This window comes from Fructilactobacillus sp. X8R4C1, assembly GCF_059900905.1.
This window is the reverse complement of sequence record NZ_JBWXVJ010000002.1, coordinates 147357-167629: the sequence shown is the minus strand read 5'-3', so window position 1 is coordinate 167629 and position 20273 is coordinate 147357. Positions and strand designations below refer to the sequence as shown.

The window sequence follows — 20273 nt, the reverse complement described above, 5'->3', positions numbered from 1 at the left end:
TTAAATTGCCAGTTACACTAAAAAATGATTACTTAACGGTTCGAATTAATCAAAAAGGTGCTGAGATTGTTTCGGTTAAGGATCAAAGCGGTACTGAATATATTTGGGGTGCTAATAAAAAGTACTGGAAGCGTCATGCACCGATCTTGTTTCCAATCGTTGGTCGACTTCAAGATGATGATTATATTTACGATGGAAACAGTTATCATATGTATCAGCATGGTTTTGCTAGAGATAGTGAGTTTGAGATCGAATCTCACAACCAAACCGAAGTCAATTTTATGTTGCATTCGAGTGCGGCTACTAGAAAGATTTATCCCTTTAACTTTAATTTATCCATTCACTATGAGCTAGATGAACACACCATTGCGGTTGAAATGGTAGTAGAAAATATCAATCCAGATCCAATGTATTTCTCATTAGGAGCTCATCCAGGATTCAACGTCCCATTGTTTCCTAAGAAAGAAACATTTGATGATTATTCGGTCTCGATTGCTCCAAAGCATGACTATAAAACTGTTAGAATTGATCAGAATGGATACAGTAATATTAAACATCCAATTGAAAAAACGCTGAACAATCCACTACAGTTAAATCGTGACCTATTTATTCATGATGCAAAGGTTCTTGATGTATCTGATAATGAGCAAACTACCGTTATGCTCCAATCAGATGTCACCGAGCATGGAGTCGCTTTGACTGCTTACGACTGTAAGTACATTGGTATCTGGTCAACTTATCCTAAAAATGCTCCCTTTGTGTGTTTAGAACCATGGTGGGGAATTGCTGATGAGGAAGGCAGTACTGGATTTTTAAAAGATAAGGCCGATATAAGTAAACTTGACCCAAACGAAAGCTTAAATGCTAATTTTGATATTACTTTCTTCTAAATAAGATTAAATTAAATAAGGGGACACTCGTTGAGTGCCCCCTTATTTATGCTGTTTTTTTGAAGGAATGGATTTCTTTACGTATTTTAAGTACCAGTAATAAAGACCAAACGGAACGAGATTTTCATCTCCATGAATAATCTTAATGATGTTGTTACGGTGGCGATAGAAAGTAAAGATTGTTAAACAAATTGCTAGAATTGTCAGTGCTGGATCATTTTCAAATAATGATGCAATAACAATAATGGTAAAGCCTAGCATACTAGCAAGACTTACCATACTAGTAACAAAGATACAGATAATCCAAGTTCCGGCCGCAATGCAGAAAAAGACGAAGTTATATGCCCAAAGCATCCCGGCACTAGTTGCGACTGCCTTACCACCACGAAAATGATCAAAAATTGAATAAGTATGGCCTAAGATCGCTGCCAGTCCAAAAATGAGTGGGTACCATGAATGGATTCCAAACTGCATTGGTAACCAAGTAGCAATGGCGCCCTTAGCAATATCAAGAATCATCACAATGGTTCCTGCAAACCATCCTAGTACCCGATAAGTGTTGGTAGCGCCAATATTTTTGGAGCCATGTCGTCTAATGTCGATATGAAAAAATACTTTGCCAATCCAAATTCCGTTGGGAATTGATCCCAATAAATAAGCAAAGATTAGGAGAATAATAAATTTAACCATATCTTCCTCCGTATTATTAATGTAATATATAAGTCCCAAAAGTTTATTTTATCATTAAAAAGATGATTTTAAAATTTAGTTTGGAAAAATGAGCTAACTTTAAAACGTCTTTGCAATCAAGTTTAAATAGGTTATTATTAAAAACGATGACTAAAAGAAGGAGTCTTTCCTAATGACACAGGCAAAAAAGCAAGAGTATGATGACTCTTCAATTCAAGTTTTACATGGTTTAGAAGCAGTTCGAAAACGACCTGGTATGTACATAGGTTCTACTGATTCAAAGGGATTGCACCATTTAGTTTACGAAATTGTTGACAATGCAGTCGATGAAGCATTAGCTGGCTATGGTGATGAAATCAACGTTACCATTCACGAAGATGATAGTATCACAGTGGTTGATCATGGGCGTGGTATGCCAACTGGAATGCATTCTTCTGGAAAACCAACTCCTGAAGTAATTTTAACGGTTCTTCATGCTGGTGGGAAATTTGGCCAAGGAGGATATAAAACTTCTGGGGGATTGCACGGAGTTGGGTCAAGTGTTGTTAATGCACTTTCAACTCATTTAACGGTTCAAATTGTCCGTAATGGTACTCTTTATCAAGAAGATTTTAAAAATGGTGGGCATCCTGTTGGAACCCTAAAAAAAATTGGAAAAACCAATAAACATACTGGAACGACTGTCACATTTAAACCTGATCCGGACATCTTTACTACTACAACTTATAATTATGATATCTTGGCAGAACGGCTTCGTGAGTCTGCCTTTTTGCTGAAGGGCGTTAAAATAACGCTTAAAGATGAAAGACCCGGAAAGATTCGTGAAGATGAATTTCAGTTCAAAGATGGGATTAAGGAATTTGTTGACTATCTGAACGAAGGCAAAAGTACCCTTGGAAAAGTTATGTATTTCGATGGTAAAAAAGATGGCATCGAAGTTGAAGTTGCTGCTCAATACAATGACGGCTATACCGAAAATATGCTTTCATTTGTTAACAATGTGAGAACTAAGGACGGTGGGAGTCATGAAGCCGGCTTTAGGAGTGCATGGACCAAGTCCTTCAATGAATACGCTAGAAAAGTTGATTTATTAAAAGATAAAGACAAGAACCTGGAGGGAAACGATGTTCGTGAGGGGTTAACTGCTGTCGTAGCGTTAAAAGTACCTGAAGAACTGCTCCAATTTGAGGGTCAAACTAAAGAAAAGTTGGGAACCCCGATTGCAAGGTCAGTTGTTGATAGTGTTGTTTCAGAACAATTACTTTATTACCTCATGGAAAATAGTGACTTTGCTAAAACTTTGATTAAAAAGGCCACCAATGCGCGCACAGCGCGTGAGGCTGCTAAAAAGGCTCGGGAAGAAAGTCGACACGGTAAAAAGAAAAAGAAACGAGAACGACTCCTTTCTGGGAAACTGACCCCAGCTCAGTCAAAAGATACGAATGAAAACGAATTATTTCTAGTTGAAGGAGATTCGGCCGGAGGCTCCGCTAAGCAAGGACGAGATCGAAAGCATCAAGCAATTTTACCGTTACGTGGGAAGGTTCTAAACACTGAACGTGCTAAACTTCCCGATATTATGAAAAATGAGGAAATTAGTACGATTATCTACACAGTAGGAGCTGGTGTAGGAACTGATTTTAAGATCGAGGAATCAAATTATGACAAAATTATTATCATGACAGATGCGGACGATGATGGTGCCCACATTCAGATCCTCCTTTTAACTTTCTTCTATAAATACATGCGGCCAATGATTGAAGCAGGTAAGGTATATATTGCATTACCGCCACTTTATAAATTGCAACATGGTAAGGGGAAGAGATCCAAAGTAGAATATGCTTGGACCAATGAAGAACGTGATCAAGACATTAAAGATTTTAAATCAGGATATTCGTTACAGCGTTTCAAAGGTTTGGGCGAGATGAACGCGGATCAATTATGGGAAACTACGATGGATCCTGCCAAAAGGACTTTAATTCGAGTTCGAATCGATGATGCAGCTGATGCAGAACGACAAGTATCAACTTTAATGGGTAATAAAGTAGAACCACGTCGAAAATGGATTGAAAATAACGTTCAATTTAATCTCGAAGAAGACGGAAGTATTTTAGATAATACTGAGAAAAATTAGCTTGGAGGTGATGAAATGGCACATAGATCTAAAATTAAAGATTTAACTCTTTCAGAAGTTATGGACGAACGGTTTAGTCGTTATTCTAAATCAATTATTCAAGAGAGAGCATTGCCAGACGTCCGTGATGGACTTAAACCCGTTCAAAGACGGATTTTGTATGCCATGAATAAGGATGGCAATACTTCTTCTAAAGGATTTAGAAAAGCAGCTAAATCAGTTGGTAACGTCATGGGTAATTTTCATCCTCATGGCGATAGTTCAATCTATGAAGCTATGGTTCGTATGAGTCAAGACTGGAAACTACGGGAACCGTTGATTGAGATGCACGGAAACAATGGTTCAATGGATGGTGACCCTCCAGCAGCCATGCGTTACACAGAAGCTCGCTTAAGTAAAATATCAGATGAAATGTTGCGGGATATCGATAAGGATACCGTTGATTGGGTTTTAAACTTTGATGATACGGAGTATGAACCTGTCGTTCTTCCTTCTAGATTTCCTAACTTACTAGTAAATGGTGCTACTGGAATTTCAGCGGGATATGCCACTGAAATTCCACCACACAATCTCGGTGAAGTAATTGATGCATTAATTTATCTACAAAAGCATCCAAATGCCACACTTGATAGTCTAATGAAGTACGTTAAAGGACCAGACTTTCCAACCGGCGGAATCATTCAGGGACTTGACGGAATTAAACAGGCCTACGAAACTGGTAAGGGACGCATCATGATCCGTTCTAAAACTTCAATCGAAGCATTACGTGGAAATAAACAGATGATCAAGATAACCGAAATTCCTTATGAAGTTAACAAAGCCCAGTTAGTTAAACAAATTGATGAGGTTAGAATTAACAAAAAAATCGATGGAATTGCCGAAGTAAGAGACGAATCAGATCGTGAAGGATTAACGATTGCAATTGAATTGAAACGGGACGTTGATAGTACTAGTATCTTAAATTACTTGTTCAAAAATACTGACCTGCAAATTTCGTATAACTTTAATGTCGTTGCTATTAGCAATATGGCACCAAAAAGGCTTTCTCTAAAAGAAATCTTAGTTGCTTACTTGGATTATCAACGCGATGTTATATCTAAAAGAACTAAATTTAATTTAGATAAAGCCAATGCACGACAACACATTGTCTTGGGTTTGATTAAGGCATTATCAATCCTAGACCAGGTGATTAAAACCATTCGTGCTAGTAAAGATAAACAAGATGCGCGAAATAATTTAATTTCTGAATACGACTTTTCCGAAAAACAAGCGGATGCGATTGTTGCCTTACAATTGTATCGTTTAACTAATACAGATGTTACTGAATTAAAAAAAGAAAACGCTGATTTGGCAGCTAAAATTGCTGAATATGAGACTATTTTAGCAAGTCCAGATGAACTTGACTCTGTTTTAAGAAGTGAACTTAGAGATATTGCAAAACGTTACCGTAATCCACGTCGTACTAAAATTGAAGACAAAATTCAAAATCTGGAAGTTAGTGAGGAAGTTACGCTTCCGGACGAAAATGTAATGGTAATGGTAAGTAATGATGGTTATCTAAAACGCAGTAGTCTTCGCTCATTTAATGCGTCTGAGATCACTGATAACGGCTTAAAAGACGATGACCATGCCGTTTACTTAAATGAATTAAACACTCGTGATTCGCTGTTTATGTTCACTGACAAGGGTAATATGATTTATCGCCGTGTTTATGAAGTCGAAGACGTTAAGTGGAAAGACACGGGAGAACATATCTCAAGAATGAATGGGCTTGATGCCAATGAGAAAATCATTGCTGTTTATGACTTCTCTGATCTAAGTAAACAAGATGGTGAATTTGTAATTACAACTAGTGCTGGCCATATTAAGCGCACTGAATTTAGCAAATTACTTCCTAGTCGTACCTATAAAAGTCGTGCTGCAATGTATGAAAAGTTGAAGGGGCCGCTATCAAAAGTAGTCAATGTCTCATACAATCGGGTTGAAGATCCTGGTAGTGTCTTATTGATGACAGAAAAGGGAATGGCCCTTAGATACGACTTGCAGGAAGTTTCGTTGAATGGTCCGAGGACCACAGGAGTGAAAGCAATTAGTTTAGCTGATGATGATCACGTCGTTAACATGCAATTTGTAAATGATGAGTCTGAAATTGGAGTTGTTTTCCAAAATGGGAACTTTAAAAAGATGAGAGTAAGCGACATTCCAGTGACTAGCCGTGCACGAAAAGGAATTAAAGTTTTAAAAGAGTTTAAAACCAAAAGTAACCTGTTAGCTGATTTTATCAAAATTGATTCTAGTGATGAAACGCTTAAAATTTATACTGATCACGCGACTTCACACGAAGTGGTCTTGGGTGACTACGGAACATCTGGTCGTTTGTCAAACGGATCGTCCGTAATGAATACGAAGATGATTGGAACTCCAATTTTGATTGCTCATGACACTTTAAAGCAATCTCAAGTTGATAATTTGCTATAGTAAATATAGTGATTTCGTGATAATATACACAATATAATAATAAATGTTAGTGCGAGGTATTAGTTTTGAGAGAATCTAAGAGGGAATCATTATTTTCATCCAAGGCTTTGGTATATTTCTTACAATTATCTGAATCGCTGAACTATACAAAAGCTGCGGGTATTTTAGGAATTACACAGCCTGCACTATCCCAACAAATTAAAAAATTAGAAAATAAGCTCCATGCTAACTTATTTTATTCTGTTGGTAAACAAATTCATTTAACTGATGCGGGTTATACTTTAAAAAATGCTACCGAGGAAGTATATGGAATCCTTGATAATGCTACTGATGAAATTGAATCATATTCAAGCTCAATCCGTGGAACAATTAAGGTTGGAATTCTTTCTGCAATTGAAGATGAAATATTTGAAAATTTTGCCCTATATTTCTATGAAAAGAATCCAGATTTGCGAATTGAAATGTACATGTTGACTCAACAAACATTAATCTCTGATCTTGAAAGTGGAAGAATTGATTTAGCCATTATGTACCTACCAAACGAGAAATTGCATAATTGGAAGGGAATGGCCATTAAACCGATTACTCACGATACTTTGTGCTATGTTCATCATGATAAAAGTAAAATTGGAAGTAAAATCAATCTTAAAAAAGTTGTTGGACCAATGGTAGGTTTCCCCAATGGTTATTACTTTAATCAATTTTTAAAGAACATTTACAGCGCCAAGCGCTATGAAATGCCAAAAATGGAAGCATGTTTTACAAGACCAGTGCAAATCATAGAATTTGCTTTATCATCTGGGTTAAATACCATTCTGCCGAAGACCTTTATGATGACACGTGATCGAACTAAAATGGCTCAAAAGAATACTTATTATACTGATATTATTCCTGATTTTTCTCTTCAAGCCGTTGCCGTCTATCGTGATACTAAAGATGGTATTCCGCGGTTAAATAAATTATTTGACGAATTTAGTGGTTTTGTAGGAGAATATGAGCAGGCTAAAGATGTATACTTAAGTAGTATTAATATAGAAGTTAGAGATCGTCAGAGACTCTTGGAAATATGGAAAAAGAGGAGAGAGAATCATGAGTAAAGAACTAGTTTTTGGACATAAAGTACCGGATACGGATGCAATTGTGGCTGCAATGGCACTCGCATATTTGAAGAAACAAGACGGGTATGATGTAGAAGCAGTCGCTTTAGGTAATCCCAATGCTGAAACTAAGTATGTGCTTGATTACTTTGATACTAAAGCACCACGTGTGATTGAACGTGCAAAACCTGAAGTTGATAAAGTAATGCTAGTCGACCACAACGAACCTCAACAAAGTGTAAGCGATATTGATCAATTAACTGTAACTGATGTTGTTGATCATCACCGAATTAATGGTTTTAACACTGCTGCACCTTTGTATTATCGTGCTGCACCTTATGGATGCTGCAGTACAATTATTACTAAGATGTTTTCAGAAGAGGGTATTAAAATTCCCAAGAAATTAGCCGGTTTAATGTTGTCAGCTATTATCTCTGACACTTTATTGTTAAAATCACCGACTACTACTGATTTTGATCGCGATGCACTCAAAGCTTTAGCGGACATTGCCGGAATCGATGATTATGAAGATTATGGAGTTAAAATGCTTAAGGCCGGGACTAACGTTGACGCAAAAACTGACCAACAGCTTATTGACGGAGATGCTAAGTCATTTACATTAGGTGGTAAAAATGTCAGGATCGACCAAATTAACGTTGTTGATTTAGACGATATTACCAAACGTGCTGATGATATTAAGAAAGCTATGAAGGCCGAATCTAAGGATAAGGACTATGATTTATTCTTAGTGCTTGTAACCAATATTCTTGATAGTAATTCAGAACTAATTGTTGTTGGGGAACCAAAGAGTGTGGTCGAACAAGCTTTTGATAACAAATTCAATGATGATGACATTATGAATTTGCCTGGAGTCGTTTCTCGAAAGAAGCAAGTTGTCCCCCCATTAACTGATGCATTAGAAAAAGAATAGTTATAAAAAATCCACTTAATTGTGGATTTTTTGGTTTAAAACAAATTGTTTGCTATTTAATTGGATAAGATATAAATTAAATATAGAAACAAATAGGAGGTTTATATTATGGCTGAAAATAATAAAGATGATTTGAGAAACCGCTTAACACCTGAGCAGTACAACGTAACTCAAAATGCTGGAACTGAACCTGCATTTACTGGCAAATATGATGATTTTTATAAAAAGGGAATCTATGTTGATGTTGTAAATGGTAAGCCATTATTTAGTTCTGCTGATAAGTATGACGCTGGTTGTGGCTGGCCATCATTTACTAAACCAATTAGTGAAGACGAATTAAAGAATGATACTGATACTTCTTTTGGTATGATTAGACAAGAAGTTCGTGGCGCAGACTCTAAGTCCCATCTAGGACATGTTTTTCCAGATGGACCGCAAGATAAGGGTGGTTTACGTTACTGTATTAATTCTGCCGCTCTTAAGTTCATCCCTTATGATAAGATGGACGAAGAAGGGTATGGCAAATACAAAAAGTTTGTTGAATAATACAAATAACTGAAATAGAGGTCTTTATTAATGAATGATAAAAAAGAAACAGCAATTTTTGCCGGTGGTTGTTTCTGGTGCATGGTCCAACCATTTGATCAGATGCCAGGAATTATCTCCGTTGTATCTGGATACACAGGTGGTCATGTCCCAAATCCAACTTATGAGCAAGTTGCTTCAGGTACTACCGGTCACACAGAAGCAGTTAAAATTACTTTTGATCCGAGCATCATTTCATATAAAAAATTAGTTGAAATCTATTGGCATCAAACTGACCCAACCGACGCAATGGGGCAATTCCAAGATCGTGGTGATTCTTATCGTCCCGTAATTTACGTGAATAGTCCCGAACAACGTAAAATTGCTGAAGAATCTAAGAAAGAATTAGAAAATAGTGGCGAGTTTGATGAACCAATTGTAACGAAAATTGAAGACGCTCAACCGTTTTATCCAGCTGAGGATTACCATCAAGACTTCTACAAGAAGAATCCACTTCGATACGCCATCGAAGAAAGTGGCGGACGGAAAAAATTCATTGATGATCATTGGAAGAAGTAAATAAGTTAACAAAAAGAATGCCAATTTGACATTCTTTTTTAATGACTAGTTATATGTAGTAAAATAAAAGTGGTATGAGATTAGTAATAAAGTGATTCTAATCTCATATTAATACTGAGTATATTCTGGGAGGTATTATAATGACTGAAGAAAAGATAAGACCAAATAAATCGCAAGACGTTTGGAAAGATACTGGTGAAAACGTTGAATTTGCCACTTTAGAGCTAACTAGAAAAGATCAAAAGGCGGCTCAAGAAGGAATCCAAGATTTTGCTGATCGTTCACAATCTATTATTAGATCAATGAGAATTAGAGAACCTAAAGCAAACCTTCGAGTTGCCATTGGCTTTAGTAGTAAAGCTTGGGACTACTTGTTTCCGAAGGCTAATAAACCTAAAGAATTAGAAGATTTTACTGGTGTTAAAGGTCCAAACTATTCGATGCCATCGTCTGAAGGAGACATCTTTCTTCATATTCGTGCTAATACTGAAGCCGTTGTATACGAAGTTACTACTCAATTCATGCTCTTTTTAAGAGATTTTACTAAAGTAGTGAACGAAACTCATGGTTTTAGATATTTAGAGGGAAGAGCTATCATCGGTTTCATTGATGGGACTGAAGTTCCACAAGTTGAAGATGTTGCTCCATACGCGCTTATTGGTGATGAAGATCCTGAATTTATCAATGGTTCATATGCTTTTGCACAAAAATGGCACCATAACATGGATTATTGGAATCACCTAGATACTACTACTCAAGATAAAGCCATTGGGAGAGAAAAATTTTCTGACTTAGAATTACCGGATGAAGAAAAATTTAAAAATGCCCATAATGTAACTTCAAACACATCCGTTGATGGAGTTGAACAAAAAATTGTCAGGATGAATGTTCCTTATTCTGATCCTGCTAACAATGATACAGGAACTTACTTTATTGCGTATTCACGATACTGGCACGTTATTAAGGGCATGCTTCAACAGATGGTTGATGAAGATGATTTCTTGTTAACGTTCTCAACCTTATTAACTGGTCAAACTTTTTTCATCCCTTCAAGACCAATGCTTGAAAAAATTGCTGATGGGGATTTGAATTAGTCATCAGTAAATTTTTAAAAATTATTGATTAATTATCATTGACAAAAACGTTGGTTAAGCATAATGTACTGTCTAAAGAAAATGCTAAGAAAAGATGAGTACTGAACCAACCATGATACAGAGAGCAAGCGACGCTGAGATGTTTGCATATTGGCATTTAGGAAAATGGTCTTGGAGCATATATAGACAAGTTATTTACAAGTCATATTTGGATGGCGTCCATTAGAGCGCTATACACTGCTTAATTTATTCTAGATATAATTAGCAATGTTACTGAGGATTGGCAGAAAACTGACAATCAAGGCTCGGTGGTACCGCGTTTATTCGTCCAAGCTCTTGAAACTTTTGTTTCAAGAGCTTTTTTGTATTTTCTTTTAATATAATAAAACAACGGAGGCATAATATGTCTGATAATATTTTTGATTTAGCAATCATTGGAACAGGATCAGTTGGTTCGGCGGCAGGATATTACGCCAGTCAAAATAATAGCAATATTTTAGAGCTAGATATTGCTAAACCCCCACATACACTAGGATCACATCACGGGCAGACTAGAATTATCCGGCATGCCTATGGTGAGGGAGAGAAGTATATCCCGCTACTACTAGAAGCTCAAAGATTATGGGATAAACTCCAGAAACAGACGGGCAAACGTCTTTTCCATAAAACTGGCGTTCTGACCGTTGGGCCAAAAGATTCAGCATTTTTAAATAATATCAAAGCGTCTGCCAATGACTACGATATTGATATTGTTCCTTATACTTCAACTGAAATTCACGATCAATGGCATAACTGGAATTTTAACGATCAATACGAAGGGATTTTAGAGCCAGGTGCAGGGTATTTAGAATCAGAGGAAATTATTAAAACATATATCGAAGGTGCTAAAAATAATGGCGTTACCCAAAGCTTTGATAGTTTTGTTAGAAAGATTGATCAGCAAGACAATGGAATTGTTGAGATTAAAACACAAGATCATACTTTTTATGCCAAAAATGTCATTTTATCAGCAGGAACCTGGGTCAAACAACTATTGCCAAATTTACCAATCACGCCAACAAGAAAGGTATTTGCATGGTTTAACGTCGCCGATAACGGTTTAAATGAAAATGAAGGGTTCCCAGCTTTTACGGTAGAACTTGCAAATGCTATTCAGTATTACGGTTTCCCAGGAAGTAATGGCACCATTAAAATTGGACGTCACCAGGGTGGTCAAAAGATTAAAAATAGAAAAGAAAGGGGCAATTTTGGCGATTATTCTGAAGATTTAGATGAAATCGATCCATTACTAAAGCATCATTTGACAGGGACTGATGGTATTGACCATGGTGGTACATGTTCGTATGATCTTTCTCCTGACGGTGATTTTATTATTGACCGGATTCCATCCATGAATAAGATTCAAATTGTAACTGGATTAAGTGGACACGGATTCAAATTTGCCAGTGTACTTGGTAAACTATTAAGTGATCAAGATCTTGGAAAATCAAATCCTTATAACTTAGAACCATTTAGATTAGACCGGTTTAACCACTGAAAATAATCAAAAATTTAATCGATGAAATAACAACAAATGCTGTTGTTATTTTTTTGAAAGCAAGCCAATAATGAAGGTTATTTAAAAGCACTCATTATTAGCGTATCATTGAGTATAGAAACTATTTAAATAAGACTTTGATGTTGACCGAACGTTGAGCTTTAATGGTGTTGAAATAAATTCAGAAATTGTAAATGCAATTAAACAACTAGCAAAACGTAATGAAATTATCTTTGATTCAACCAGGCCAATCAGATATCTAATTTCAAGCGTACCAACATTTAAAAATAAGACATTAATAGGTGCAATGGGGCTCTTGTATCAAGAAATGGTCATACTTATTCAATAAAACCCATTAGTAATTGTGATATACAATTGACTAAAAATATCATTAAAAAATACGATTTAAATTACATAATTGATGATAATTGGAATTACAGTGATAAAGTAAGCGCTTTAAATCCAATATTTAAGCAACTAGACTCAAATCAATTAGCTGAAAATGTAGCTATCTCATCAATCAAAAAAGCCGTTAAAATCATTTTATTGGACATAAATAGTGACTTAATTGATAAAATACAGTATTCATTAAACAAAATACGTCATTTTGGCGAAAAGAATATTGATCTGACAGCTCAAAATATTAACAAATTCAGTACATTAAGAATTATAACCGATAGCAACTATTAGAAACTAGATTGCGTTTGGAAACGATAGTAACGATCAAGAATTACTCGCGAAAACTTTTAAAAGTAGATGAATCTACAGTCAGATCAAATTATTGTGAATCCAAATGATGAAGTTGCAAAATCAATTTAAAGTTATACAAATGATGATAATCTAAAATAAGTATGAATTGATCTTTTATTAATATTAAGTCTACTTCGTATAATATATATTATGTAAACTAGAAAAAGAATAAATAATTAAGTGTTTCCCTCTATAAATATATATTAAAAAGAACACCATTTTTGGTGTTCTTTAATTTCAAACTTATTTTATCTATTAATATCTTTGATCCATCCTAATGCAAGAGCTCCGCTACCTAAATGGGTTCCAATTGCTGGTCCGAATGATCCGCGGGTAACTTTCATATTTGGATATTTTTCTTGAATGGATTTCTGCCAAACATCAGCTTCTTTAGGGTTATTGGCATCAATTACAGCAACTTCAATTGGATAATTGGCTTTTGATACTGCTTGAGAAAATAAATCTTCAACACGTTTAAGTGCCTTTTTCTTAGAACGAACCTTATCAAATGCTACGATCTCATCAGTTTGGTTATCAAAAGTTAAAATGGGCTTTATGTTTAATAGTCCACCTACAAACGCTGTTGCATTTGATAAACGCCCGCCCTTCACTAGGTTATCTAAATCATCGACAACAATTAACTCATCAATGGTTGACCGAAGAAGTTTAAGTTTTTGAATAATTTCTTCTGGAGGAACATTATTTTGTGCTAAATTAGCTGCATATTTCACTAAAGCAGCCATTGGATCAACAGTAATTCCAGAATTAAAAGGATAAATTTTGATGTTATCCATCATTTTGGCTACATTACAAACTGCTTGATACATGCCAGAAATGGTTGAAGCTAAATGAATACTAATCACTGCATCATAACCATCGTCAGCTAATTTATTATATTCTTCAATTAGTGCTCCAATTGGCGGCTGTGAAGTCGTCGGTAATTTGGGTGACTCTTTAAGCTTTTGGTAGAATTCCTTATTTGTAATGTCAATTCCTTCGCGGTAACTTTTACCGTTGAAGATTACGGAGATTGGAATAATATGAACATTATATTTTTTGATATCTTCCTTAGATAAATACGATGTACTATCAGTAACAATCGCTGTCTTCATTTCTTTCACCTAACCTATTTACGGATTTTCTTCATACTTGTTTCTAATCGATTGAGGAGAATCTTTAAAAGATTCTTTTCTTCATCAGTCCACTGATTAAAAATTTGTGTGGAAAGATCTTCGTAGTCATTACTAATTTGATGACATGCCTTCTTACCCTTATCAGTAATACTGTATATTAACTGGCGTTTATCCTGCCCAATGGCTTTCTTTTGAATCATTTCTTTTACAACTAATCGTTTCAATTGTCGCGATAAAGTTGATGTATCTAATTTCATTGACTTAGAAAGCGATTCTTGGGTCGTATAGCCATCATCAATGGCAATTAACAATTGCCATTCTGAAATAGTAAGATTTGATTTTTTGGTAAGAGCTTGGAGCTGTTGTTGATGCATTTTTCCAACAACTCTAAGAGCAGTTAAACTATTTTTCATTGATATTCCTCCGTAAAATATTATACCATTAATTGCCTAATACAAGATTATGGATTTAATATTTATGTGCTACCACTCAACAATATAAGTTATACTGGACAATGAAGCCAAAAGGAGTGTTATATATGTCATTTGACGGATCATTTACACATGCAATGAGTCATGAATTAAATAACAAATTACTAAACGGACGTGTTTCAAAAATAAACGAGCCCTACCCTAATGAAATTATTTTAACTATTCGTTCTAATCATAATAATTATCAGTTATTATTATCAGCGAATCCCTCATACGCTCGAGTACAAATTACAAACGTCCCTTTTACAAATCCGAAAGTTCCAACTAACTTTGCAATGACGTTAAGAAAACATTTAAGTGGAAGTTTTATTAGCAAAATTCATCAAGTAAACAATGATCGGATTATTCACATTCATTTTAATACAAGGAATGAATTAGGTGATATTGAGGAATTAGTCCTTGTCATTGAAGTAATGGCACGTCATAGTAACATCATTTTAGTTCAAGCTAAAGATTCATCAATAATTGATTCAGTTAGAAGAATTTCATCTGCTCAAAATCGATATCGAACCATTCTTCCAGGATCTAAATATATTCAACCCCCAAAACAAGATCTGATTGATCCATTTCAAGTTAACGAAAAAGAATTTACACAAATTGAAAAAATCAATCGTGAGTTTCCAAATGTAGATGTATTTGCTACTCAATTACGTAAATATCTTCAAGGACTTGGGCCTGATACGTCCTATGCGCTCGCAAGTGCCCTTCATGTATCTGGATCAACTTTAAAACAAAAATATTGGAAATTTTTTAATCATTTCGAAAATCCAGAACCTATTATTGGAGATGATATGAAGGGAAAATTACAATTTTCAGCATTTCAGTATATCGGCATTCAGCCGGATAAAAGATTTAAAACTTTAAGCGAAATGTTAGATGAATATTACCAAACTAAGGTTCAACGTGAGCGAGTTCGAGAACAAGGGTCACAATTAATTCGAATTACCAAAAATGAATTAAAAAAGAATCGGAAAAAGCTTAAAAAATTACAAAATACCTTAGAAGAATCTGAGCATGCAGATGACCTACGGGTTAAAGGTGAGATTTTAATGACTTATTTAAATCAAGTTAAAGTTGGATCTAAAGAGATTAAACTACCCAATTTTTACAATAATAATAAGGAGATCATTATCTCACTAGATCCTTCCCTCTCAGCTTCTGAAAATGCTCAAAAATACTTTAAAAAATACGATAAAAAGCGCAATGCAAAGGAATATGTAGTTAAGCAAATCAAGGAATGTCAGGATGAAATTGATTATTTTGAGAGTATTGAATCCCAAATTGAAATCGCGGATCCACGTGATTTAGATGACATTAAGACAGAATTAAAAAATGGTGGATACATTAGGAAGTCAAAAAAAGGTAACAGTAAACATCATAAAACTAAAGTTAGCAAACCTGAAAAGTTTGTCTCAGATGATGGTGAGATAATTTTGGTTGGTAAAAATAATTTACAAAATGATCAACTTACCCTTCGGACAGCAGATAAACGTGATACTTGGCTTCATGTCCAAAATATCCACGGATCTCATGTAATAATTAGATCTTTCAATCCAACTGAACAAACAATTCTTCAAGCTGCTGAACTGGCTGCTTATTTTTCCAAAGCACGAGCATCTGCCAACGTGCCAGTTGATTACGTTAAAGTAAAAGCTGTAAAAAAGCCCAATGGAGGGAAACCCGGTTTTGTTACCTATCGGGGGCAAAATACGATTTACGTAACGCCAACGGAAGCAATTGTTAAACATTTAAGAGAGAATAGTAAAAAACAAGATACTAATTAGTATCTTGTTTTTTTACTTCAATAACTTGTTGGTTGCTTCGTTAATAGTATGACCTATTGATAATTTAGCCCCTGACTCGAGTGATCGGTCTTTTTGATAATCGTACACTCCAAGTTGCTTAAATGGGAAAGAAGCCTGCATCACCGTAAAGTGTGTTGAAGAATCAATTTTGGGAACGGTATTTACAATTTTATCAATATTTAAATGTCCGGTTGCCATCCTGACCAGCACTCCAATCCAGTTAATTCCAGTGGACATATTTAAAAGAACGGTCTCGGTAATTCGAAGTGGTCTCACACCAGTAATTTTAATCTTGTCTTGATCCCTGTAAAAAAGAACCTGAACTAGTCCATGAAGACTTTGATTTTTCACCGCTACCTTAGCTCGTTCAACTAGCCCTTCCACATTCAAAACATCTTTACCATAAGGAACATAATAATCTGTTTGAAGACTGATATCGTCATCGTTTCCATCACCGGATTTAAACCCCACGGTTGAAATTGGAACTATTTTGTTCTCCGTTACTAATAAATCAAACGCAAAATCAACATGAGATCCATACCAAACTGCATCTTTTTGATTTGGTGGTAAAACCACCAACTTGAAATCATGATACTTGCTAAGTTCACGAATTAGGAAGTGACGATTACCCGGCAGAAAGACGTATTGGGGTTTCTCAGTTTGAATGACGTCTAAAATTTCTCCCAGTTGAATTGGTTCAATGTACTGCTTGTCACTCATCATTGGCGCTAAGGAGGCAGAATTAGGATTATTATTTAAAATTACAGTGTCAAATCCAATCTTTTTAAGTTGAATTAATATTTCACTAGTATAGAAATCAGAAGCAATATTGGGGCCAATTTTATTTCTACCCTTTCCAATTACTAGTGCGGTGTTATTCCCGATTTGATTAGATTCGTTGTCAATTTCATAACTAGCATAAAAGGAATTAATTTTTTCGGGAAATTCTCCAGCCGTTGGTTCGATCATTTTATAGGTTTTATAAGAATCCTTTTGACGAAGTTGATTGATATCTATATGCCAAATGGATGACAACATTCCATCACCAAATCCCATTTCATGAGCTAACCTGAAAGCTTTAGCGTCATTTTGGTGTTTAAAAATATACGATCGACTCTTATCAATATTTGCCATGATCACAAAGAAAAATTGATCAATTTTGGTCAATTCTTGTAAATCTTCAATACTATAATGACGTGAGAGGGCTTCAAATAGAATTGGGAGTTGGATATCGGTTGGGTGAATTAATTGTGAAATTAGTTCATCTTCGGAAAGTTCAGAATAACTTGGCAAAACATCTTTTGGACTCGATTGCGAACTTCTAATGGCCTTTAACAAAGCGGCTTCGCAACTACGACCTACCCCAATTACTGATCCAATGGATTTGGTTTTAGTTCCAAGTCGTGAATCAGCATCAGGTAATTGCTCAAACGGCCAGATGGGGATTTTTACCGTGATATGATCACTGATTGGTTGAAGCACCGTCGTAAATTTATGAAAACGTGCTGGTAACTTAATTTTAGTAATTGGATAATTTAATAATAATTGTGAGGTAACTAAGGCAATTGGATATCCCGTTGATCTTGCTGCTAAGGTAGTACTCATGTTAAAACTAGGATTTACCTTTAGAACAAAACAATCATTTGTTTCAGTATTCAGAGCAAATTGTACATGACAAACGCCCTTGATTCCCAAAACGTCCATGACCTGAAATGAAATTGATCGCATCATTTGAATCTGGGTATCACTTAAAGTTTGTGCCGGGGTATAAACGACCGAATCATTTGAGTTCACTCCGACTGGATTCATATCTTCTAAAGAAGATACCATCAATTTTGTCCCCATTGTATCACGCAGTGAAACCGTTCCAACTTCTTTGTAGCCGACAATTTCCCGTTCAATTAGGCATTTACTAGACTTTGACTCCTCAAAGATGGTATCAGCATCGTTAGTTATTTGTTCCATGTTTTGAAAAATCAACCGTTGTTGTCGAACTTTAGGATCTAACGGTCTAACAGAAATTGGAAATGAAATTTTATCAATTACATTCCTTAAATCATCAAAATTATCAACAATATAATAATCAGGGGTGGGAATCCCATATTCTTTTAATCTTTGATTCAATCGATTTTCATTGTTAAACAGATCAATATTATCATCATTTAAACCAATAATTTTTACATTATTTTCTTTTAATATTCCATTTTTATTTAAGCGTTGAATAACCTTTAGTGCATTAACTCCGCCGAAAACTGAGGTAACTGCATCAATGTTCTCTGTTTCAATAACATGTTTAGCATTTTCAGTATTAACAGGTTTAATGGAAACATTATCAGGATTCATTTCCTGTAATATTACTGAATATGGATTATTATCCAAAAGAAAAGTAGTAATCCCAAGTTTCTTCCAAACCTTTAGTGCTTGAAATGCAGCGGAATCAAGCTCACATTCTTGACCAATTCCAGATGGTCCTGCTCCGATTATTAGTATTTTTTTGATATCGTCTTTCATTAGGCTATCTCCCATGAGCTGTAATACTTTCTAGAAATTCATCAAATAAGTCAATACTGTCAGTTGGACCACTAGACCCATCCGGAGAAAATTGAACTGAGAAACTTGGATAGTCACGGTGCCTAATTCCCTGAACTGTTCCATTGATTAAGTCTATGTATGTCACAATTAGTTTTGATGTGTCGATAGAATTTGGATCTACGGCATAATCCTGAGCTTGATTAGCATAAATAATTTGATTAGTAATAATTTTTTGAATGGGATGATTGCTTCCATGGTGTCCAAGTCTCATTCGATAAACACTGGCTCCATTAGCCATAGCTAACAATTCATGCCCTAATCCCATACCAAAAACTGGAAGTGCCTGTTCTAATTTAGCAATCGTCTTTAAAACACTTTCATCAATTTCGTGCGGAGATCCAGGCCCTGTTGATAAAATAATTCCTTCTGGGTCAAGATCAATGATTTCTTGGTATGAAGTGTCAAAGGGAAGCACAATTACATTGCAATTCCTTTGAGATAATTGACGAATAATCCCTTCTTTTAAGCCAAAATCAAGTACCGCAACGGTTTTGCCGTTCCCAGGGACCAAATAAGGTTTGGGTGTGGCAACCTGTTGAATCTGCTGATTACTTAAAACGGCTGCATTTAACTGATCAAATGCATGTTCATCATTAACATCAACGAGACTCGCTTTTGAAATATCATGTGCCATAATGTATTTCAAAAGATAACGAGTATCAATTGCAGTTATCCCCGGAATATTACGTTGCTTAAGAAATGTATCTAAAGATATATTTTTTAAGTAACTAGTTGAAATATCCTCACTATGATGAACAACCACACCCTTAGCTGATGTCAAAATAGACTCATAGTTTTTTCGATTGATTCCGATATTTCCAACTGAAGGCTGTGTGAATGCCACGATTTGATTGTGATAAATTGGATCTGTGATTGATTCCTGGTAGCCATTAAGATTCGTATTCATAACAATCTCGCCCGTTACGGTTGATTCAGCCCCCATCGATTTTCCCACAAATGAAGTGCCATCATTTAGGATTAAATATCTTTTAGTCATAATGAAGGTCCCTTACTTGTTAGAAACGATTTCGACAGAATCACGATCATCAATTTCTGAAACCAAGACATTAACTTTTTCGTCCTTTGAACTAGGAATATTTTTCCCAACAAAATCAGCCCGAATTGGTAGTTCACGATGACCACGATCAACTAATACAGCTAAACCAATTCTCTTCGGTCTTCCCATTTCATTGATTGCTCCTAATGCTGCCCGGACAGTCCGGCCAGTGTATAACACATCATCAACTAGGATTACATTTTTATTATTAATGTCTACCCCATCATTATTAGTTGGATTAGGCTTTGTTTTTCGGTTCTTTAAGTCATCACGATATTTGGTTACATCTAGTTCCACAACCGGAATTTTAGCATTTTCAAGTTTTTCCAAGCGTTTAGCAATTCTTCTTGCCAAATAAACTCCACGAGTCTTAATACCAACTAAAACTAAGTCGTTGATACCTTTATTTTTCTCAATAATTTCATAAGTGATTCGTGTCAAAGCACGTTGCATGGCCATGCCATCAACTACAACTTTCTCTTTTGCCATA

The 20273-nt window shown here is 35.4% G+C and carries 17 protein-coding genes; 11 read left to right on the top strand and 6 right to left on the bottom strand.

Annotation, left to right across the window (positions count from 1 at the left end; all coding sequences use genetic code 11):
• Positions 1-5: 5 nt before the first annotated feature.
• Positions 6-890 (top strand): aldose 1-epimerase family protein, encoded by an 885-nt coding sequence (locus tag AC6UDA_RS03800; RefSeq protein WP_500696681.1) that lies wholly within the window; start codon positions 6-8, stop codon positions 888-890.
• Between the two features lie 42 nt (positions 891-932).
• On the opposite strand, the gene plsY is transcribed toward AC6UDA_RS03800, so the two are convergent.
• Positions 933-1580, bottom strand: coding sequence for a glycerol-3-phosphate 1-O-acyltransferase PlsY (gene plsY, locus AC6UDA_RS03795; RefSeq protein WP_500693763.1), 648 nt, complete (start codon positions 1578-1580; stop codon positions 933-935).
• 172 nt (positions 1581-1752) lie between these two features.
• Here plsY and parE point away from each other — a divergent pair, with 172 nt between their 5' ends.
• The 9 genes from parE to AC6UDA_RS03750 all read left to right on the top strand — a co-directional run bounded on the left by parE (position 1753) and on the right by AC6UDA_RS03750 (position 12645).
• Positions 1753-3714 (top strand): DNA topoisomerase IV subunit B, encoded by a 1962-nt coding sequence (gene parE / locus AC6UDA_RS03790; RefSeq protein WP_500706485.1) that lies wholly within the window; start codon positions 1753-1755, stop codon positions 3712-3714.
• A gap of 15 nt (positions 3715-3729) precedes the next feature.
• A complete protein-coding gene (parC, locus tag AC6UDA_RS03785; RefSeq protein WP_500711000.1) occupies positions 3730-6192 on the top strand; it encodes a DNA topoisomerase IV subunit A in 2463 nt (820 codons plus the stop codon).
• Between the two features lie 65 nt (positions 6193-6257).
• Positions 6258-7289, top strand: coding sequence for a LysR family transcriptional regulator (locus AC6UDA_RS03780; RefSeq protein ID WP_500695642.1), 1032 nt, complete (start codon positions 6258-6260; stop codon positions 7287-7289).
• Entirely contained in the window at positions 7282-8220 is a 939-nt protein-coding gene (locus tag AC6UDA_RS03775) for a manganese-dependent inorganic pyrophosphatase (protein WP_500710997.1), read from the top strand. The genes AC6UDA_RS03780 and AC6UDA_RS03775 overlap by 8 nt, the downstream gene beginning before the upstream one ends.
• Before the next feature lie 108 nt (positions 8221-8328).
• Positions 8329-8766 (top strand): peptide-methionine (R)-S-oxide reductase MsrB, encoded by a 438-nt coding sequence (msrB, locus tag AC6UDA_RS03770; protein WP_500693758.1) that lies wholly within the window; start codon positions 8329-8331, stop codon positions 8764-8766.
• Positions 8767-8796: 30 nt separating this feature from the next.
• Entirely contained in the window at positions 8797-9324 is a 528-nt protein-coding gene (msrA, locus tag AC6UDA_RS03765) for a peptide-methionine (S)-S-oxide reductase MsrA (protein WP_500695645.1), read from the top strand.
• A 140-nt stretch (positions 9325-9464) separates the two neighbouring features.
• On the top strand, positions 9465-10418 hold the full coding sequence (locus AC6UDA_RS03760; RefSeq protein WP_500699471.1) for a Dyp-type peroxidase: 954 nt from the start codon (positions 9465-9467) through the stop codon (positions 10416-10418).
• Between the two features lie 403 nt (positions 10419-10821).
• Positions 10822-11955 carry an N-methyl-L-tryptophan oxidase gene (gene solA, locus AC6UDA_RS03755; RefSeq protein ID WP_500710993.1) on the top strand — a complete coding sequence of 378 codons (1134 nt, stop codon included), beginning with the start codon at positions 10822-10824 and terminating at the stop codon, positions 11953-11955.
• Positions 11956-12330: 375 nt separating this feature from the next.
• Positions 12331-12645 (top strand): hypothetical protein, encoded by a 315-nt coding sequence (locus AC6UDA_RS03750; RefSeq protein ID WP_500696687.1) that lies wholly within the window; start codon positions 12331-12333, stop codon positions 12643-12645.
• A 308-nt stretch (positions 12646-12953) separates the two neighbouring features.
• Here the strand turns inward: AC6UDA_RS03750 and AC6UDA_RS03745 are convergent, their stop codons facing one another.
• Positions 12954-13817, bottom strand: coding sequence for a DegV family protein (locus AC6UDA_RS03745; RefSeq protein WP_500695648.1), 864 nt, complete (start codon positions 13815-13817; stop codon positions 12954-12956).
• A gap of 14 nt (positions 13818-13831) precedes the next feature.
• The gene (locus AC6UDA_RS03740; protein WP_500693752.1) at positions 13832-14251 is read right to left on the bottom strand and encodes a MarR family winged helix-turn-helix transcriptional regulator; all 420 of its coding nucleotides are present in this window, start codon (positions 14249-14251) and stop codon (positions 13832-13834) included.
• A 125-nt stretch (positions 14252-14376) separates the two neighbouring features.
• On the opposite strand from AC6UDA_RS03740, the gene AC6UDA_RS03735 reads away from it, so the two are divergent.
• Positions 14377-16113 carry an Rqc2 family fibronectin-binding protein gene (locus tag AC6UDA_RS03735; protein WP_500710991.1) on the top strand — a complete coding sequence of 579 codons (1737 nt, stop codon included), beginning with the start codon at positions 14377-14379 and terminating at the stop codon, positions 16111-16113.
• A gap of 12 nt (positions 16114-16125) precedes the next feature.
• On the opposite strand, the gene AC6UDA_RS03730 is transcribed toward AC6UDA_RS03735, so the two are convergent.
• The 3 genes from AC6UDA_RS03730 to pyrR are packed head-to-tail and all read right to left on the bottom strand — an operon-like array spanning position 16126 to position 20272.
• Positions 16126-18645, bottom strand: coding sequence for a carbamoyl phosphate synthase preATP-grasp domain-containing protein (locus tag AC6UDA_RS03730; protein ID WP_500710989.1), 2520 nt, complete (start codon positions 18643-18645; stop codon positions 16126-16128).
• A gap of 4 nt (positions 18646-18649) precedes the next feature.
• On the bottom strand, positions 18650-19723 hold the full coding sequence (locus AC6UDA_RS03725; RefSeq protein ID WP_500693749.1) for a carbamoyl phosphate synthase small subunit: 1074 nt from the start codon (positions 19721-19723) through the stop codon (positions 18650-18652).
• A gap of 12 nt (positions 19724-19735) precedes the next feature.
• Entirely contained in the window at positions 19736-20272 is a 537-nt protein-coding gene (pyrR, locus tag AC6UDA_RS03720) for a bifunctional pyr operon transcriptional regulator/uracil phosphoribosyltransferase PyrR (RefSeq protein ID WP_500693748.1), read from the bottom strand.
• Position 20273 lies beyond the last annotated feature (1 nt).